Source organism: Pseudomonas sp. MF6747, assembly GCF_963890955.1.
Classification (GTDB): Bacteria; Pseudomonadota; Gammaproteobacteria; order Pseudomonadales; family Pseudomonadaceae; genus Aquipseudomonas.
Genome location: NZ_CAWPSZ010000005.1, coordinates 42875 through 59661 on the forward strand (window position 1 = coordinate 42875; position 16787 = coordinate 59661).

At 60.0% G+C, this 16787-nt stretch carries 13 protein-coding genes; 10 read left to right on the plus strand and 3 right to left on the minus strand.

Annotated features, from left to right (window positions below; translation table 11 throughout):
* Window positions 1–232: 232 nt before the first annotated feature.
* The gene (yaaA, locus tag AACW30_RS06475) at window positions 233–1012 is read right to left on the minus strand and encodes a peroxide stress protein YaaA (protein WP_106579528.1); all 780 of its coding nucleotides are present in this window, start codon (window positions 1010–1012) and stop codon (window positions 233–235) included.
* A gap of 682 nt (window positions 1013–1694) precedes the next feature.
* Between yaaA and AACW30_RS06480 the strand changes: the two genes are divergently transcribed.
* The 6 genes from AACW30_RS06480 (at window position 1695) to moaE (ending at window position 9890) form a co-directional block, all read left to right on the plus strand.
* Window positions 1695–2819, plus strand: a complete 1125-nt coding sequence (locus tag AACW30_RS06480) for a polysaccharide deacetylase family protein (protein WP_200624533.1) — start codon at window positions 1695–1697, stop codon at window positions 2817–2819.
* Window positions 2820–3167: 348 nt separating this feature from the next.
* The gene (locus AACW30_RS06485; protein WP_053254513.1) at window positions 3168–4562 is read left to right on the plus strand and encodes a PhoH family protein; all 1395 of its coding nucleotides are present in this window, start codon (window positions 3168–3170) and stop codon (window positions 4560–4562) included.
* Window positions 4563–4877: 315 nt separating this feature from the next.
* The gene (locus AACW30_RS06490; protein WP_200624534.1) at window positions 4878–8609 is read left to right on the plus strand and encodes an autotransporter domain-containing protein; all 3732 of its coding nucleotides are present in this window, start codon (window positions 4878–4880) and stop codon (window positions 8607–8609) included.
* Between the two features lie 116 nt (window positions 8610–8725).
* A complete protein-coding gene (gene moaC / locus AACW30_RS06495; RefSeq protein ID WP_056858942.1) occupies window positions 8726–9199 on the plus strand; it encodes a cyclic pyranopterin monophosphate synthase MoaC in 474 nt (157 codons plus the stop codon).
* A complete protein-coding gene (moaD, locus tag AACW30_RS06500; protein WP_106579523.1) occupies window positions 9196–9438 on the plus strand; it encodes a molybdopterin converting factor subunit 1 in 243 nt (80 codons plus the stop codon). The genes moaC and moaD overlap by 4 nt, the downstream gene beginning before the upstream one ends.
* A 2-nt stretch (window positions 9439–9440) precedes the next feature.
* Window positions 9441–9890 carry a molybdopterin synthase catalytic subunit MoaE gene (gene moaE / locus AACW30_RS06505; protein ID WP_106579522.1) on the plus strand — a complete coding sequence of 150 codons (450 nt, stop codon included), beginning with the start codon at window positions 9441–9443 and terminating at the stop codon, window positions 9888–9890.
* 123 nt (window positions 9891–10013) lie between these two features.
* Here moaE and rhlB read toward each other — a convergent pair whose 3' ends face one another.
* Together rhlB and AACW30_RS06515 are read right to left on the minus strand one after the other, a co-directional pair.
* The gene (rhlB, locus tag AACW30_RS06510; protein ID WP_200624535.1) at window positions 10014–11483 is read right to left on the minus strand and encodes an ATP-dependent RNA helicase RhlB; all 1470 of its coding nucleotides are present in this window, start codon (window positions 11481–11483) and stop codon (window positions 10014–10016) included.
* A 96-nt stretch (window positions 11484–11579) separates the two neighbouring features.
* The gene (locus AACW30_RS06515; protein ID WP_106579520.1) at window positions 11580–12236 is read right to left on the minus strand and encodes an alpha/beta hydrolase; all 657 of its coding nucleotides are present in this window, start codon (window positions 12234–12236) and stop codon (window positions 11580–11582) included.
* 347 nt (window positions 12237–12583) lie between these two features.
* Here AACW30_RS06515 and AACW30_RS06520 point away from each other — a divergent pair, with 347 nt between their 5' ends.
* From AACW30_RS06520 to AACW30_RS06535, 4 genes are all read left to right on the plus strand, one after another.
* Window positions 12584–13615, plus strand: coding sequence for an amino acid ABC transporter substrate-binding protein (locus AACW30_RS06520; RefSeq protein WP_106579519.1), 1032 nt, complete (start codon window positions 12584–12586; stop codon window positions 13613–13615).
* A 72-nt stretch (window positions 13616–13687) separates the two neighbouring features.
* Window positions 13688–14869, plus strand: a complete 1182-nt coding sequence (locus tag AACW30_RS06525; protein WP_106579518.1) for an amino acid ABC transporter permease — start codon at window positions 13688–13690, stop codon at window positions 14867–14869.
* Window positions 14870–14879: 10 nt separating this feature from the next.
* A complete protein-coding gene (locus tag AACW30_RS06530; protein ID WP_106579517.1) occupies window positions 14880–15977 on the plus strand; it encodes an amino acid ABC transporter permease in 1098 nt (365 codons plus the stop codon).
* 11 nt (window positions 15978–15988) lie between these two features.
* Complete coding sequence (locus tag AACW30_RS06535) at window positions 15989–16753, plus strand: amino acid ABC transporter ATP-binding protein (RefSeq protein WP_003171943.1); 765 nt, start codon at window positions 15989–15991, stop codon at window positions 16751–16753.
* Window positions 16754–16787 lie beyond the last annotated feature (34 nt).

The following is a 16787-nucleotide window of genomic DNA, read 5'->3' on the forward strand; positions in this document are numbered from 1 at the left end:
ACTACGAAAAAAATTCAGAAATGTCGAGTGAAAGATTCGTTAGGAATTCGACAGGATATTTTTTGGCGCCAGATTAATGACGATTGTGGGCCTGAAATGCGCACAAAAAAATGTGGGAGCGGGCTTGCTCGCGCAGGCGGTCTGTCAGTAACCGATGTTCTGACTCGACCAGTCTTCGCGAGCAAGCCCGCTCCCACAGTTGGATTTCAGTGTTTTTAGAGCGGGTACGGCTTTATTCCGGTGCGTGATCGCGCAGGAACACCAGGTTGTCCGGCTTGGACTGCTCGGCGTTGAAGCGATAGCCCTGCAGATCGAACTGCTTGAGCTTGGCCGGATCGTTGATGCGCTCCTGGATCACAAAGCGGCTCATCATGCCGCGGGCTTTTTTGGCATAGAAGCTGATGATCTTGTACTGGCCGTTTTTCAGGTCCTTGAACTCAGTGTTGATGATCCGCGCGTTCAGGGCCGTGCGTTTGACCGCCGAGAAGTACTCGTTGGAGGCCAGGTTGAGCAGCACGTCATCGCCTTGTTCGGCAAGCGCTTCGTTGAGCCACTCGCTGATGCGGGTGCCCCAGAAGGCGTAGAGGTCCTTGCCGCGGGCGTTGGCCAGCTTGGTGCCCATCTCGAGGCGGTACGGCATCATCAGGTCCAGCGGGCGCAGCAGGCCGTACAGGCCCGAGAGCATGCGCAGGTGGTCCTGGGCGTAGGTGAAATCGGCGTCGCTGAAGGTCTCGGCGTTGAGGCCGGTGTAGACGTCGCCCTTGAAGGCCAGCAAGGCCTGCTTGGCGTTTTCTGGCGTGAAGGCTGGGGTCCAGCTGCCGAAGCGCGCGGCGTTGAGGCCGCCGATCTTGTCGGAGACGTGCATCAGGTCGCTGATTTGGGCAGGGCTCAGTTCACGCAGTTGTTCGATCAGCGCCTGGGAGTGGTCCAGGTATTGCGGCTGGGTGAAGCGCGGGGTGACCGGCTTGGACTCGAAGTCGAGGGTTTTGGCGGGGGAAATCACCATCAGCATGAAGTTGGCTCCTGTAATCGTGGGGGGGATTCTAGGGGGTCGCGGGGTTTGACTCCACCTATGATGGTGATAGGGGGCTGCTGTGGGGGCGTATCCGTTGCTGCGGTAACGGCGGCTGGTGGTTGCGCGCTTACGGCGGGTCGCTTTTGGCAAACGCCCGGAATGCCGGCCCAGCCAAAAGTAACCACTCACCACCCGGCGCCTCGCCTGCGTTCGGCCAGCGTGGTTGACGGGGCCTGTCAGATCAAAAGCAGAGCACGGCGACTTGGTAGCCGACCTGAGTGGTAGAAGCGGATCAAGCGCACAGCAACACACCTCTATCTGATGCGCTGGGCTCCAAATGTGGGAGCGGGCTTGCTCGCGAAGGCAGTGTGCCAGCTACCCATGAGCTGACGGATCCACCCCCTTCGCGAGCAAGCCCGCTCCCACACGTTGACCGAGTTCAACTGCCAGCACCGCAGTGCTTGGCTTTTCTGTGGGAGCTGGCTTGCCTGCGATGCAGGCAACTCGGTCAGCCAGGTACGCCGGGTTGATGCCCTCGCAGGCAAGCCCGCTCCCACATTCGATTGAGTTCGGCTTCCATCTCGGCCATCACCCACATAACGGATATCCCCACCAACCCAATAACCCAGCCCGGACGATCGGCTATAGTGCCCGACAACTCTGGAAAGGGAGACCCCGTGTGCGAATTGCGTTTTTACTGTCAGCTTGTTTGCTGTGCCTGGGCGCCCAGGCGGCGCCGGTTGACGTAGCCAGTCTGGACCGCACCACCTGGCCCGAAAAGCTCAGCAGCCCCGCGCTGTTCGATGTCGCTTCTCGCGCCGAGATCCTGATGTTCGCCCACAGCTTAATCGCCAGCGAAGCCCAGGACGAAGCCGCGCTCAAACAACGCCTGGGGCTGAAGATCATCAACCTGGCCGCCATCGACGACCTGCGCCGCCAGCTCTGGCAGCGCCTGTTGGAAAACTACACCTTCGCCCAACAAAGCTGCGAAGAAGACGCCTCATTCTGCTACCTGGTCGAAAGCATGGACGACCTGCGCGAGCAAGCCGGCAAATTCCAGGTCAGCGACAAATCCTTCTATATAGGCTGGGCCAACCCCAGCCATAATTTCCACGAACGCTACCTCGACGAACTGCTGCGCAAAGCCGCACTGTTCCCACAAATCAGCAGTGAAGTCCTGCGTTTCGGCGACCACGAACGCAATGGCGATGAACTCAACGACCGCCTGTTCCTGCTGACCTTCGACGGCGGCCCTGCGCCGGTCAGCGGCAATACCGACTGGCTCACCGACTACCTGCGCAAGCAAAAGATGAACGCCACTTTCTTCGCCCTCGGCAGCAGCCTGCAAACCCGTGTGGAGCGCAGTTCCGCCGCCGATGTGCAGGCGCTGTACCAAGGCCAGTGCGTAGGCACCCAGGGTTGGCAGTACCGGTCCCACAGCCATTGGGTCGACTGGCAAAGCTCGATCACCCGCAGTGCTGCGCTGGCGCAGAACCTGATGCCGGAAAACTACGTGCCGCTGTTTCGCCCGCCCTATGGCCAGCGTCGCGCCGACAGCCAGGGCTTCTTCCAGGCGCAAGGTTTACAGGTGGCGTTGTGGGACATCGATTCACAGGACGAACCGGGCAAACTCAAGGCTGATGAGTCCGCGCAGCGGGTGCTGACGTTGATGTTGCTGTGGCGCAAAGGCGTGATTGTGTTTCACGACACCCAGGACAAGGCACGGGTCGCGTTGCCGATGTTGCTGCAGGCAACGGCGCAAAGTGGGCTGGGTTGGCAGGACTGCCGGGAGGCGTTTCGCTGAAAAAGCGCAAGTGCCCGGCCCTGTTGGGGATGAGGCGTTTTCGGGGTGATTTTGTGCGACATTTCGATGCAGGCGGACTTCCGACTTTAACGGGGTGGCTGGCACTCGGCTAGTGCTATTCGTCATCCTGAAAAATAAACTTCAAAAAAGCGTCAAAGTGCTTTTTCCTGTCATCGCTTTTGCGGTATTACGAAGTCAGATCGCCGAAACCTGCAACACAGGTGGCGTCTTCCAAGACTCCTCATGTGGGCACTGCACTTGACGTCACTACGGTGCAGTCGGTGGTCGAATCGAGGCGCAGCACCGCCCAGGTATTGCGTCGACTGGCTCCCACAAAGGTGACCGAGTATGGATGATCATGGACGTAACCCTTCTTCCGACCAGCCAATCCTTTATGTGCTTGATACCAACGTATTGATTCACGATCCAAACGCACTGCTCAACTTCGAAGAACACCACGTCGCCATCCCGATGATCGTGCTTGAGGAGCTCGACAAACTCAAAAGCGGGCACCACAGCGTTGCCGCCGAATGCCGCCAGGCCATCCGCCTGATCGACAAGACCCTGGGCGAAGCCTCGCCCGAGGACGTTGAAGTCGGCGTGCCGATCCAGCGTGGCAAAAGCGGGCCCAAGGGCTTGTTGTCGATCCTGATGAACAAGCGCAGCGAGCCCAACAGCCTGCTGCCGGAAAACCTGAACGACAATAAAATCATCAACCAATTGATCGACCTGCACGCTCGTGACAAGGACTTGCGCCTGGTGCTGGTGACCAAAGACATCAATATGCGCCTCAAGGCACGAGCGTGTGGGATCGCTGCCGAGGACTACAGTACCGACCAACTCGTTGACGACGTGTCGATGTTGTCGCGCGGTTATCACACCATGACCGGCTCGTTCTGGGACCGCGTCAGCAAAGTTGAAACCCGTCAGGACCACGGCCGCACCTGGCACCAGGTACAGCTGACCGACAACCTGCCGGCCGTGCATATCAATGAATTCATCATCGACGAACAGGGGTTTGTGGGCTGGATCAAAGAGATCCAGGTCGACAAACTGCTGATCCTCGACCTGCATCAGGAACCCCTGTTGCACCAGGAAGCCTGGGGCCTGAAACCGCGTGACATCTACCAGAGCCTGGCGCTGTATGCGCTGCTCGACCCGGACATCCACCTGGTCAACCTGACCGGCGCCGCAGGTTCGGGGAAAACCATCCTCGCCCTGGCCGCGGCCATCGAGCAGACCATGGTGACCAAGCGTTATCGCCGCATCATCGCCACCCGCAGTGTGCAGGGCCTGGACCAGGAAATTGGCTTCCTGCCCGGCACCGAAGCAGAAAAAATGGAGCCGTGGCTGGGCGCGATCACCGATAACCTCGAAGCCTTGCACATGGATGACGAAAACACCCATGGCAGCGTCGATTACATCCTCAGCAAAGTGCCGTTGCAGTTCAAATCCCTCAACTACATCCGAGGCCGCAGCTTCCAGCAAAGCCTGATTTTGATCGATGAATGCCAGAACCTCACGCCGCACCAGATGAAAACCATCATCACGCGTGCCGGTGCCGGTTCCAAAGTGGTGTGCCTGGGCAACCTGGCTCAGATCGACACGCCTTACCTGTCCGCGACCAGCTCCGGGCTGACTTACCTGACGGAACGCTTCAAGGACTTCCCGAACGGCGTGCATATCGCGCTGCAAGGGGTGCCTCGTTCGATCCTGGCCGAGTACGCCGAGTCCCACCTGTAAAAACATGACCCTGTCGTAGTTGGTGGCTAAATGCCACGAACCACCCCGGATTTCTCGCGAAATCCGGGGTTTTTGTTATGTGCGACATTTGCCTGCGATTTAGCGCCGTGGGTGCTTGTGGACTTTGTAATTATTTTGTTACATTTTTTCTCGCCGCAAAAACCATAAGAACATTGCGTGACCCCCGTCGGAAATTCACCTCATTGATTCGACGACGTTTCGAAGACCCGTGTGGGTTTTCTGCGTGACCCTGCCTATTACAAAAAGCCCGATACATCGCTCATTGACGACGCACATATCCAAAGGGAAAGGAACATGGAAGTAGCAGGTAATGGCTCCACTTTGTCTCAACGTAAACGCGCCTCAGGTTTCAGGTCGATACCTCTCACGCCCATCGCACTCGGCCTGGCCTTATGGCTGGGTCAGGGCCAAATGGCCTGGGCAGATGACAGCAACCCCTACACCGCCCAGGTGTTGGAGTCGGCCTTCAGGAAAGCCGTGGCATCGTTTGGTCCCAACACCGATGTCTACAAGAACCTGCGCTTTGGTTACGCAGACATCGTCGATCTGGCCGCCAAGGACTTCGCCGCACAGTCCGGCAAGTTCGATTCAGCCCTCAAGCAAAACTACGAGCTGCAACCCGAAAACCTGACCATCGGCGCCATGCTCGGCGACACCAAGCGCCCGCTGGACTACGCCTCGCGGTTGGATTACTACCGCAGCCGGCTCTTCAGCAACAGCGGACGTTACACCACCAATATTCTCGATTTTTCCAAGGCTATCCTCGCCAACCTGCCGGCTGCCAAGCCCTACACCTACGTAGAGCCGGGCGTCAGCAGCAACCTCAGCGCGCAGCTGAACGCAGGCCAATCCTGGGCCGCCGCTACCCGTGACTGGCGCGCCAACGCGCAAACCTGGAAAACCCCCGAAGCCCAGGTCAACTCCGGCCTGGACCGCACCAACGCGTACTACGCCTATGCCTTGGGCATGACCGGCAAAGGTGTGAACGTGGGCGTGCTGGACTCGGGCATTCTCACCGAGCACTTCGAGTTCCAGGGCAAGAATGCCGAGGGCCAGGACCGCGTGCAGGCGGTGACGTCCACCGGCGAGTACTACGCCACCCACCCGCGCTATCTCCACGACACCCTGGACGGCGAGTTTCAAAAAGGCGAGCACTTCAGTATTTCCGGTGAGTACGACCCCACCATTAACGACGGCCACGGTACGGAAATGTCCGGTGTACTCGGCGCCAGCCGCAACGGCACCGGCATGCACGGCATCGCGTTTGACGCGAATATTTTTGTCGCCAATACCGGCGGCACCGACGACAACCGCTTCCAGGGCTCCAACGATCTGGACTACAACGCGTTCATGGCCAGCTACAACGCGCTGGCCGCGAAGAATGTGTCGATCGTCAACCAGAGCTGGGGGCAGAACTCGCGCAACGACGTAGAAAACCACTTCGGCGATGTCGGCGACAGTGCGGCGGACAACTTGCGCGACATGAAGGCTGCCTATCGCCCGTTCTGGGACAAGGCCCACGCCGGGCAGAAAACCTGGATGGACGCCATGGCCGACGCGGCGCGGCAAAACACCTTTATCCAGATCATCTCGGCGGGTAACGACAGCCACGGTGCCAACCCGGACACCAACGCCAACCTGCCGTTTTTCAAGCCGGACATCGAAGGCAAATTCCTCTCGATCACCGGTTACGACGAGACCAGCGCGCAGGTCTACAACCGTTGCGGCACCTCCAAGTGGTGGTGCGTGATGGGCGTCTCGGGGATTCCGTCCACCGGGCCAGAAGGTGAAATCATCCCGAATGCCAACGGTACATCGGCCGCAGCGCCGAGCGTCTCCGGGGCGTTGGCGCTGGTGATCCAGCGCTTCCCTTACATGACCGCCAGCCAGGCCCGTGATGTGTTGCTGACCACTTCCAGCCTGCAAGCGCCGGACGGTCCGGACACGCCCGTGGGCACCCTGACTGGCGGTCGCACCTACGACAACCTGCAACCGGTGCACGATGCCGCGCCAGGCACCCCGCAAGTGCCCGGCGTGGTCAGCGGTTGGGGCTTGCCCAACCTGCAAAAAGCCATGCAGGGGCCGGGGCAGTTCCTGGGGTCGGTGGCGGTGGCATTGCCTACCGGCACACGCGATATCTGGGCTAACCCGATTTCCGATGAAGCGATCCGCGCCCGCCGTGTAGAGGACGCCACCGAGCAGGCGACCTGGGCGGCCACCCAGCAACAAAAAGGTTGGCTCAACGGTTTGCCGGCGAATGCCTCTGACGATGATCAGTTTGAATACGAAATCGGCCATGCGCGCGAACAGGCAACGCTGGCCCGTGGCAAAGACTTGCTCACCGGCACGACCTATGTCGGCAGTCTGGCCAAGTCCGGCGATGGCGAACTGGTGCTGGAAGGCCAGAACACCTACTCCGGCAGCACGTGGGTGCGCGGCGGTAAGCTGTCGGTGGACGGTTCATTGACGTCCGCCGTAACCGTGGATGACAGCGCTGTGGGCACGCGCAATGCCGATAACGGCGTGATGACCACGCTGGGCGGCACACTGGCCGGCAACGGCACGGTGGGTGCCTTGACCGTCAACAGCGGTGGCCGTGTGGCACCGGGTCACTCGATTGGCATGCTGCACACGGGCGACGTGACCTTCAACCCGGGCTCGGTGTATGCCGTCGAAGTCGGCCCCAACGGGCGAAGCGACCAGATCCAGAGCAGCGGCGTCGCCACCCTCAATGGCGGTGTGGTGACCGTGTCTCTGGAGAACAGCCCTAACCTGTTGTCCGCCACCGAGGCGCGTAGCTTGTTGGGCCAGCCGTTCAACATCCTCACCGCCACCCAGGGTATCAATGGACAGTTTGCGGCGATCTCGCCTAATTATCTGTTCATCGGGACCCAACTCAATTACCAGCCTAACGCGCTGACCCTGGCCGTAGAACGCAACCAGACGACCTTTGCCAGCGTTGCGCAAACCCGTAACGAGCGCGCCGTGGCGACGGCGGCCGAGGCATTGGGCGCGGGTAGCCCAGTGTATGAAAGCCTGCTCGCTTCAGACTCGGCAGCCCAGGCGCAGGCGGCGTTCAAGCAGCTGTCAGGGCAACTGCATTCGGATGTGGCGGCAGCGCAAATGGCTGACAGCCGCTACCTTCGTGAGGCGGTCAACGGCCGGCTGCAACAGGCTCAGTCATTGGACTCCAGCGCGCAGATCGACGCCCGCGACAACGGCGGCTGGGTGCAACTGTTGGGTGGTCGCAACAACGTCAGCGGCGACAACAATGCCAGCGGTTATTCCTCGTCCACCAGTGGTGTGCTGCTGGGGCTGGACACCGAGGTTGGTGACGGCTGGCGTGTGGGCGCAGCGACTGGCTACACCCAGAGCCATCTCAATGGTGAGTCGGCTTCGGCGGACAGCGACAACTATCACCTGTCGGTCTATGGCGGCAAACGCTTCGAGGCGATTGCCCTGCGCTTGGGTGGCGCCACCACCTGGCATCGCCTGGACACTTCGCGCCGCGTGGCTTACGCCAACCAGTCGGACTACGACAAGGCCGACTACAACGCGCGGACCGACCAGGTGTTTGCCGAGATCGGCTACACCCAATGGAACCTGTTCGAACCCTTCGCCAACCTGACGTACCTGAACTACCAGAGTGATTCGTTCAAGGAGAAGGGCGGCGCCGCCGCTTTGCATGCCAGCAAGCAAAGCCAGGACGCCACGCTGTCCACCCTGGGCCTGCGCGCGCATACCCAATTGCCGGTCAGCTCGACATCGGCCGTCACCTTGCGCGGCGAGCTGGGTTGGGAGCATCAGTTTGGCGACACCGATCGTGACGCCTCGCTGAAGTTTGCCGGCAGCGACACCGCCTTCGCTGTCAACAGCGTGCCCGTGGCGCGTGATGGCGCGGTGATCAAGGCCAGCGCGGAAATGGCCTTGACCAAGGACACGCTGGTGTCCTTGAACTACAGCGGTTTGCTGTCCAACCGCGGTAACAACAACGGGATCAATGCCGGATTCACCTTCCGCTTCTAACCTGGTGTTGTCCTGCATAAAGGGGCGCATTGCGCCCCTTTATTCATGGGATAAACAGCCCTGCGCAAATTTGAGTCACGGGTTTACAATTGCCGCTTCTGATCAGGAGTATCCCTGTGCTGACTCATCTCGATTCCCAAGGTCGCGCCCACATGGTCGACGTCACTGACAAAGCCGTGACGTTCCGCGAGGCCGTGGCCGAAGCGCGGGTGCGCATGCTGCCCGACACCCTGAAAATGATTGTCGACGGCGCCCACCCCAAGGGTGACGTGTTTGCCGTGGCCCGTATTGCCGGGATTCAGGCGGCGAAAAAAACCAGTGATCTGATTCCGCTGTGCCACCCGCTGATGTTGACCGGTGTAAAGGTTGAGCTGCGCGCCGACGGCGTGGACGCCGTGCATATCCTTGCGCGCTGCAAGCTCAGCGGCCAGACCGGCGTGGAGATGGAGGCGCTGACCGCCGCCAGCGTCGCGGCGCTGACGATCTACGACATGTGCAAGGCCGTGGACCGCGGCATGACCATCGAAAGTATTCGCCTGCTGGAAAAGCTTGGCGGCAAAAGCGGGCATTTCAAGGCGGACCAGGCATGAGCATCAACGTATTGTTTTTTGCCCGCTACGCCGAAGCGGTGGGCTTTGATTCGCTGGAGATGGAAGGCGATTTCGCCACCGTCGATGCGGTGCGCCTCGCGTTGGCCAATGACCCGGAGTTTGCCGTGCTCAATGAGTCCAGCTTGATGTGCGCGCGTAACGAAGAACTGTGCGGCCTTGATGAGCCGGTGCAGGCCGGCGACGAAGTGGCGTTTTTCCCGCCCGTGACGGGAGGCTGAGCATGGCTATTCGCGTACAGGCCGAGGCGTTTGATCCGGGCTTCGAAGTCAATGCGATGCACGCAGCCAATGTCGGCGTCGGCGCGGTGGTGAGTTTTGTCGGCTATGTGCGCGACTTCAATGATGGTCGCGACGTGTCGGGGATGTTTCTTGAGCACTATCCGGGCATGACCGAAAAAGCCTTGGCCAAGATAACGGTCGAGGCCGAACAGCGTTGGCCATTGCTCAAGCTGGAAGTGCTGCACCGGATCGGCGCGCTTGAACCGGGCGAGCCGATTGTGTTTGTGGCTGCCGCCAGCGCGCATCGCCAGGCCGCGTTTGAGGCCTGTGCGTTTGTGATGGACTACCTGAAGACGCGGGCGCCGTTCTGGAAAAAGGAAAACACGCCTGAAGGGCCGCGTTGGGTGGAAGGGCGGGGCAGCGATCACGCGGCGGCGGATCGTTGGAAGTAAGGTTGATGCAAAACCCAATGTGGGAGCTGGCTTGCCTGCGAAAGCATCACCGCGGTGGGACTGACTCACCGAGGTGTCTGCATCGCAGGCAAGCCAGCTCCCACATGTTTAATCGCATTCGGCTTACGGGCGTTTACGCTCCACAGCGCGCAGCAAATGCGTTGGCGGCGTCTCGCAGCTGATCTTGCGGCCCAGCAACGTCTCGATCGAAGGCAACTGATACGAGTCATCCTCGCCTGCAAAACTGATCGACACGCCCGCAGCGCCGGCACGCCCGGTACGGCCAATGCGGTGGACGTAGTCGTCCGGCACTTCCGGCAGGGTGAAGTTGATCACGTGGCTGATGCCGTCGATGTGAATCCCGCGCCCGGCCACGTCGGTGGCCACCAGCACGCGAATCTTGCCTTCGCGAAAGCCTTCCAGGGTCTTGATGCGCTTGTGCTGCGGCACGTCGCCCGACAGTTGCGCGGCGTTGACGCCATCGCGCACCAGACGTTCTTCGATGCGGCGCACCTCGTCCTTGCGGTTGGCAAACACCATCACGCGCTCCCAACCGTTGTCATTGACCAGGTTGTAAAGCAGCTTGTACTTGTCGGCGCCGGCCACGGCGTAGATGTGCTGTTCGACGTTTTCGCTGGCAACGTTCAGCGCCTCGATCTCGACGATGGACGGGTCGGTGGTCCACTGCTTGGCGAGGTTCATCACGTCTTCGGTGAAGGTCGCGGAGAACAGCAGCGTCTGGCGCTCGTTTTTCGGCGGGGTCTGGCGAATGATCTGACGCACTTGCGGGATGAAGCCCATGTCGAGCATGCGGTCGGCTTCGTCCAGCACCATCACTTCGACCATGTCCAGGTGCACATCGCCACGCTGGTTGAAGTCGAGCAGGCGGCCCGGGGTGGCAACCAGGATGTCGCAATGGCGAGCTTCGAGGTGCTTGAGCTGCTTGTCGAAGTCCATGCCGCCCACGAACGTCATGACGTTGAGGCCGGTGTACTTGGTCAGGTCGGCGGCGTCCTTGGCGATCTGTACCACCAGCTCGCGGGTCGGCGCGATGATCAGTGCGCGCGGCTCACCCATGTAGCGTTCTTTGGGCGGCGGCGTTTGCAGCAGCTGGGTGATGATCGAGATCAGGAACGCGGCGGTCTTGCCGGTGCCGGTCTGCGCGCGGCCGATGGCGTCTTTGCCGGCGAGGGTGAAACCCAGCACCTGCGCCTGGATCGGCGTGCAGTACGGGAACCCCAGGTCCTGAATGGCGTGCATCAGTTCCGGCGCCAGTTTGAAATCGTGGAAGCGGGTTTTGCCTTCCTGTAGCTCGACGACGAAGTCTTCAAGTTTCCACGCAATCACGGGCGCTTTGGGCGCGCGTTCGCGGCGGGGTGCCTTGGGCGCAGGTGCAGGCTCGGCCTCGGCGGATTTTGCCGGTTCAGGCGCGATCACCGGTGGCTTCTTCGGTGAGGCAGCAGGTGCGGTCCGGTCTGGCTGTTTACCGTCATTGCGGCTGCCGGATGAGGGGACAGGAGCACTGGGAACAGGCGCGAGCGGCTCAGCCTCGCTTTTGCCGAACATCTTCTTAAGTGCTTTGAGCACGGTCATCTCATTAATTGGTTAAGGAATGTACGCCGGCCAGTGTAATGCAAGAATCGGGCGCGGCGTAGTGCGTTGGTCACACGGCTACATAATGTGCGGTTTTCAGCCTAGGCGAGCGGTCAGCCAGGTTCCGATGTCGTGTATCTCCTGGGGTAACACTTCGTGCCCCATTGGGTATTCCTGCCATGTCACGGTGACACCACGGCTCTTCAAATGCTCGTAGGCGCTGCGGCCCATGGCGTTCTGCACCACATCATCGTACTGGCCGTGCAGGCACAGCGCGGGAATGCGTTGTTGGCTGGCGGACAATTGCAGTTCATCGCCAAAGGTGGGGGCGTAGGTGGAGAGGGCAATGACGCCGCCCAGCGGGCCCTGCCATTTCAGGAAAGCGGTGTGGAATACCACGGCGCCACCCTGGGAAAAACCGGCAAGGAAAATACGCGAAGCGTCTATTCCGGTTCTCTTCTGCTCCTCGATCAAGTCCGTGACCATGGTGGTGGAGGCTTCCAGCTCTTCCAGGCTGATCGAACGGGCCGGGCTCATGGCCTTGATGTCGTACCAACTGGGCATCTCGTAGCCGCCATTGATGGTCACCGCACGCGTCGGCGCCTGAGGCAACACAAAGCGGGTGGTCAACAATTTTTCCTGCAGCGCCTCGGCCACCGGCAGGAAGTCGTAGCGATCGGCACCCAGGCCATGCAACCAGATTACGCAGGCGTCTGCGGGCTTGGCGGGCTGAAGAATCAAGGGTTCGGTCATGTCTGCTCCATTAATGTGCGTGCGCTCCGATTGGGTGCGTCGGAACGGTGCGTGACGGGTTGATCTGTTAAGAGAATGTCGCAAGGTTGAATCTTTTCCTATTGACCATGGGCTGAAACGACTCAGCCATCACTCTGGTACGGGCCTTGCTATGTGTAGGTCGATGTCAGGACTAACTCACGACGGTAACACTATCAGTGACTGCCGCTTGGGGGATAGCAACTGGAATTACTGCGACAACTTCATGCCGCTTGACCCTAAAAAAAGCCAACACGGGTCGATATCGCCTCATAAGGGTGCGCTGAGGTTCGAGCTCCGACACAACAAGAGCAAAACTGGAGGTTTGAATGAAGGTATTGAAATCCACCCTGGCCATCGTGTGCGCGGCCGCCGTATTGGGTGTCAGTGGTTTCGCCCAAGCCGGCGCAACCCTGGACGCTGTGCAGAAGAAAGGCTTCGTGCAATGTGGCGTGAGTGACGGCCTGCCGGGTTTCTCGGTGCCGGATGCCAGCGGCAAGATCCTGGGGATCGACGCTGACGTTTGCCGCGCTGTGGCCGCTGCCGTTTTCGGTGATGCGACCAAGGTCAAATTCAGCCAGTTGAACGCCAAGGAGCGTTTCACCGCGCTTCAGTCCGGCGAAGTCGACATCCTGTCGCGCAACACCACCATGACCAGCTCTCGCGATGCCGGCATGGGCCTGAAATTCCCGGGCTTCATCACCTACTACGACGGTGTTGGCTTCCTGGTTAACAACAAGCTCGGCGTGAAAAGTGCCAAGGAACTGGACGGTGCAACCATCTGCATCCAGGCCGGTACCACCACTGAGCTGAACGTGTCGGACTACTTCCGCGCCAACAACCTCAAATACACCCCGATCACCTTCGACACCTCCGATGAAAGCGCCAAGTCGCTGGAATCCGGTCGTTGTGACGTGCTGACTTCCGACAAGTCCCAGCTCTACGCACAGCGCAGCAAGCTGGCCTCGCCGAAAGACTACGTGGTGCTGCCGGAAACCATTTCCAAAGAACCTCTGGGCCCGGTCGTGCGTAACGGCGACGACGAGTGGCTGGCCATCGTGCGCTGGGTTGGCTACGCCATGCTCAACGCTGAAGAAGCCGGTATCACTTCGAAAAACGTCGAAGCTGAAGCCAAGTCCACCAAGAACCCGGACGTTGCGCGTCTGCTGGGTGCTGACGGCGAATACGGCAAAGACCTGAAAGTGAAGAAAGATTGGGTTGTCCAGATCGTCAAGCAGGTCGGTAACTACGGTGAAGTGTTCGAGAAAAACCTCGGCAAAAGCACACCACTGGAAATCGACCGTGGCTTGAACGCACTGTGGACCAACGGTGGCATTCAATACGCACCCCCTGTGCGCTGATCGCTGATGGTTCTATCACCCGGTGGGCCAACCACCGGGTGATGTTCTGTTCCATTATTTGCGGGGCACTTCATGCAAAATCAAATCGGCGCACCCAAGCAGAAGCTCAGCTTCAGCGACCCTAAAGTGCGTGCGTGGCTCTTCCAGATCATCACGATTGTGGCGGTCGTCGCGCTGGGCTGGTACCTCTTCAACAATACACAGACCAACCTTCAACACCGGGGCATTACCTCGGGGTTCGACTTTCTTGAGCGCAGTGCCGGCTTCGGCATCGCTCAGCACCTGATCGACTACACCGAATCGGACAGCTATGCCCGCGTCTTTGTGATCGGTCTGCTCAACACCTTGCTGGTGACCGTGATCGGTGTGGTCCTGGCGACCCTGCTCGGCTTTATCATCGGCGTGGCGCGTTTGTCGCCCAACTGGATGATCAACAAACTGGCGACGGTGTATGTGGAAGTCTTCCGCAACATCCCACCGCTGTTGCAGATCCTGTTCTGGTACTTCGCGGTGTTCCTGACCATGCCGGGGCCGCGCAACAGCCATAACTTTGGTGACACGTTTTTTGTCAGCAGCCGTGGCCTGAACATGCCGGCAGCGATTGCCGCCGACGGTTTCTGGCCGTTTGTGGTCAGCGTCGTGGTCGCCATCGTGGCAATCGTGCTGATGGCTCGCTGGGCCAACAAGCGCTTTGAAGCCACCGGCGTACCCTTCCATAAGTTCTGGGCGGGTCTGGCGTTGTTCATTCTGATCCCGGCGCTGTGCGCCCTGATTTTCGGCGCGCCACTGCATTGGGAAATGCCCAAGCTGCAAGGCTTCAACTTCGTGGGCGGCTGGGTACTGATCCCCGAACTGCTGGCATTGACCCTGGCGCTTACCGTCTACACGGCGGCGTTTATTGCCGAGATCGTGCGTTCGGGCATCAAGTCCGTCAGCCACGGCCAGACCGAAGCCGCGCGCTCCCTGGGCCTGCGCCCTGGGCCGACGCTGCGCAAGGTCATCATTCCGCAAGCCCTGCGGGTGATCATTCCGCCGCTGACCAGCCAATACCTGAACCTGGCGAAGAACTCGTCGTTGGCCGCCGGTATCGGCTACCCGGAAATGGTGTCGCTGTTTGCCGGTACGGTGCTCAACCAGACCGGCCAGGCCATCGAGGTTATTGCCATCACCATGAGCGTGTACCTGGCGATCAGCATCAGCATTTCCCTGCTGATGAACTGGTACAACAAGCGCATTGCGCTGATCGAGCGGTGAGGAAACGCACATGACTTCGCATACTTTCAAACCTGATATGCCGCCGCCGAACAAAGTCTTCGGGCCGATGGCATGGATGCGCGCCAACCTGTTTTCCAGCTGGCTGAATACCTTGCTGACCTTGTTGGCGTTTTACCTGATCTACCTGATCGTGCCGCCAATCCTGCACTGGGCGATTCTGGACGCGAACTGGGTCGGGACCACGCGCGCAGACTGCACCAAAGAGGGCGCCTGCTGGGTGTTTATCCAACAGCGTTTCGGGCAGTTCATGTACGGCTACTACCCCGGCGACCTGCGCTGGCGTGTGGACCTGACCGTGTGGCTGGCCATCGTCGGCGTCGCGCCGTTGTTCATCTCGCGTTTTCAACGCAAGGCGGTCTACGGCCTGAGCTTTCTGGTGCTGTACCCGATCATTGCGTACTTCCTGCTGCACGGTGGCATCTTTGGCCTGACCAACGTAGCCACCAGCCAGTGGGGCGGCCTGATGCTGACCCTGGTCATCGCCACCGTCGGTATTGCCGGTGCGTTGCCGCTGGGCATTGTGCTGGCGTTGGGGCGGCGTTCGAACATGCCGGCGATTCGAGTGGTGTGCGTGACCTTCATCGAGTTCTGGCGCGGCGTGCCGTTGATCACCGTGCTGTTCATGTCCTCGGTGATGCTGCCGCTGTTCCTGCCCGAGGGCATGGGCATCGACAAACTGCTGCGGGCGCTGATCGGCGTGATCCTGTTCCAGTCGGCCTACGTGGCGGAAGTGGTGCGTGGTGGTTTGCAGGCGATTCCCAAGGGGCAGTACGAAGCCGCTGCGGCGATGGGCCTGGGTTACTGGCGCAGCATGGGCCTGGTGATTCTGCCGCAAGCCCTGAAGCTGGTGATTCCCGGCATCGTCAACACGTTTATTGCGCTGTTCAAGGACACCAGCCTGGTGATCATCATCGGCCTGTTCGACCTGCTCAACAGCGTCAAGCAAGCCGCCGCCGACCCGAAATGGTTGGGCATGGCCACTGAAGGCTACGTGTTCGCGGCCCTGGTGTTCTGGATTTTCTGTTTTGGTATGTCGCGCTATTCCATTCATTTGGAACACAAGCTCGACACAGGCCACAAGCGTTAGGAGTTGTTGTTATGAGCGAAGCGATCAAACAGCCTGTGAGCCCTGAAGGCATTATCCAGATGCAGGGCGTCAACAAGTGGTACGGCCAGTTCCACGTGTTGAAAGACATCAACCTCAACGTCAAGCAGGGCGAGCGTATTGTGCTGTGCGGCCCGTCGGGTTCGGGCAAGTCCACCACCATCCGCTGCCTCAACCGTCTGGAAGAGCATCAGCAAGGCCGCATCGTGGTCGATGGTGTGGAACTGACCAACGACCTCAAGCAGATCGAAGCGATCCGCCGCGAAGTTGGCATGGTGTTCCAGCACTTCAACCTGTTCCCGCACCTGACCATCCTGCAGAACTGCACGCTGGCGCCGATGTGGGTGCGCAAGATGCCCAAGCGCAAGGCTGAAGAAATTGCCATGCATTACCTGGAGCGGGTGCGTATTCCGGAGCAGGCCCACAAGTTTCCGGGCCAACTCTCCGGCGGCCAGCAACAGCGCGTGGCGATTGCCCGTGCGCTGTGCATGAAGCCCAAGATCATGCTGTTCGATGAGCCGACGTCGGCACTCGATCCGGAAATGGTGAAAGAGGTGCTGGACACCATGATCGGCCTGGCCGAAGACGGCATGACCATGTTGTGCGTGACCCACGAAATGGGCTTTGCCCGCACCGTGGCCAACCGCGTGATCTTCATGGACAAGGGCGAGATCGTCGAACAGGCGGCGCCGAATGACTTCTTCGACAACCCGCAGAATGATCGGACCAAGTTGTTCTTGAGCCAGATTTTGCATTGATCGATGTTTGAAACGATAAACCCGGCCTGGTGCC

Coding starts and splice junctions, on each gene's coding strand:
- moaD (WP_106579523.1), top strand. CDS start 9,196: ATGAGCATCAACGTATTGTTTTTTGCCCGCTACGCCGAAGCGGTGGGC.
- AACW30_RS06535 (WP_003171943.1), top strand. CDS start 15,989: ATGAGCGAAGCGATCAAACAGCCTGTGAGCCCTGAAGGCATTATCCAG.
- AACW30_RS06530 (WP_106579517.1), top strand. CDS start 14,880: ATGACTTCGCATACTTTCAAACCTGATATGCCGCCGCCGAACAAAGTC.
- AACW30_RS06525 (WP_106579518.1), top strand. CDS start 13,688: ATGCAAAATCAAATCGGCGCACCCAAGCAGAAGCTCAGCTTCAGCGAC.
- AACW30_RS06485 (WP_053254513.1), top strand. CDS start 3,168: ATGGATGATCATGGACGTAACCCTTCTTCCGACCAGCCAATCCTTTAT.
- moaE (WP_106579522.1), top strand. CDS start 9,441: ATGGCTATTCGCGTACAGGCCGAGGCGTTTGATCCGGGCTTCGAAGTC.
- yaaA (WP_106579528.1), bottom strand. CDS start 1,012: ATGCTGATGGTGATTTCCCCCGCCAAAACCCTCGACTTCGAGTCCAAG.
- rhlB (WP_200624535.1), bottom strand. CDS start 11,483: ATGACCGTGCTCAAAGCACTTAAGAAGATGTTCGGCAAAAGCGAGGCT.
- AACW30_RS06520 (WP_106579519.1), top strand. CDS start 12,584: ATGAAGGTATTGAAATCCACCCTGGCCATCGTGTGCGCGGCCGCCGTA.
- AACW30_RS06490 (WP_200624534.1), top strand. CDS start 4,878: ATGGAAGTAGCAGGTAATGGCTCCACTTTGTCTCAACGTAAACGCGCC.
- AACW30_RS06515 (WP_106579520.1), bottom strand. CDS start 12,236: ATGACCGAACCCTTGATTCTTCAGCCCGCCAAGCCCGCAGACGCCTGC.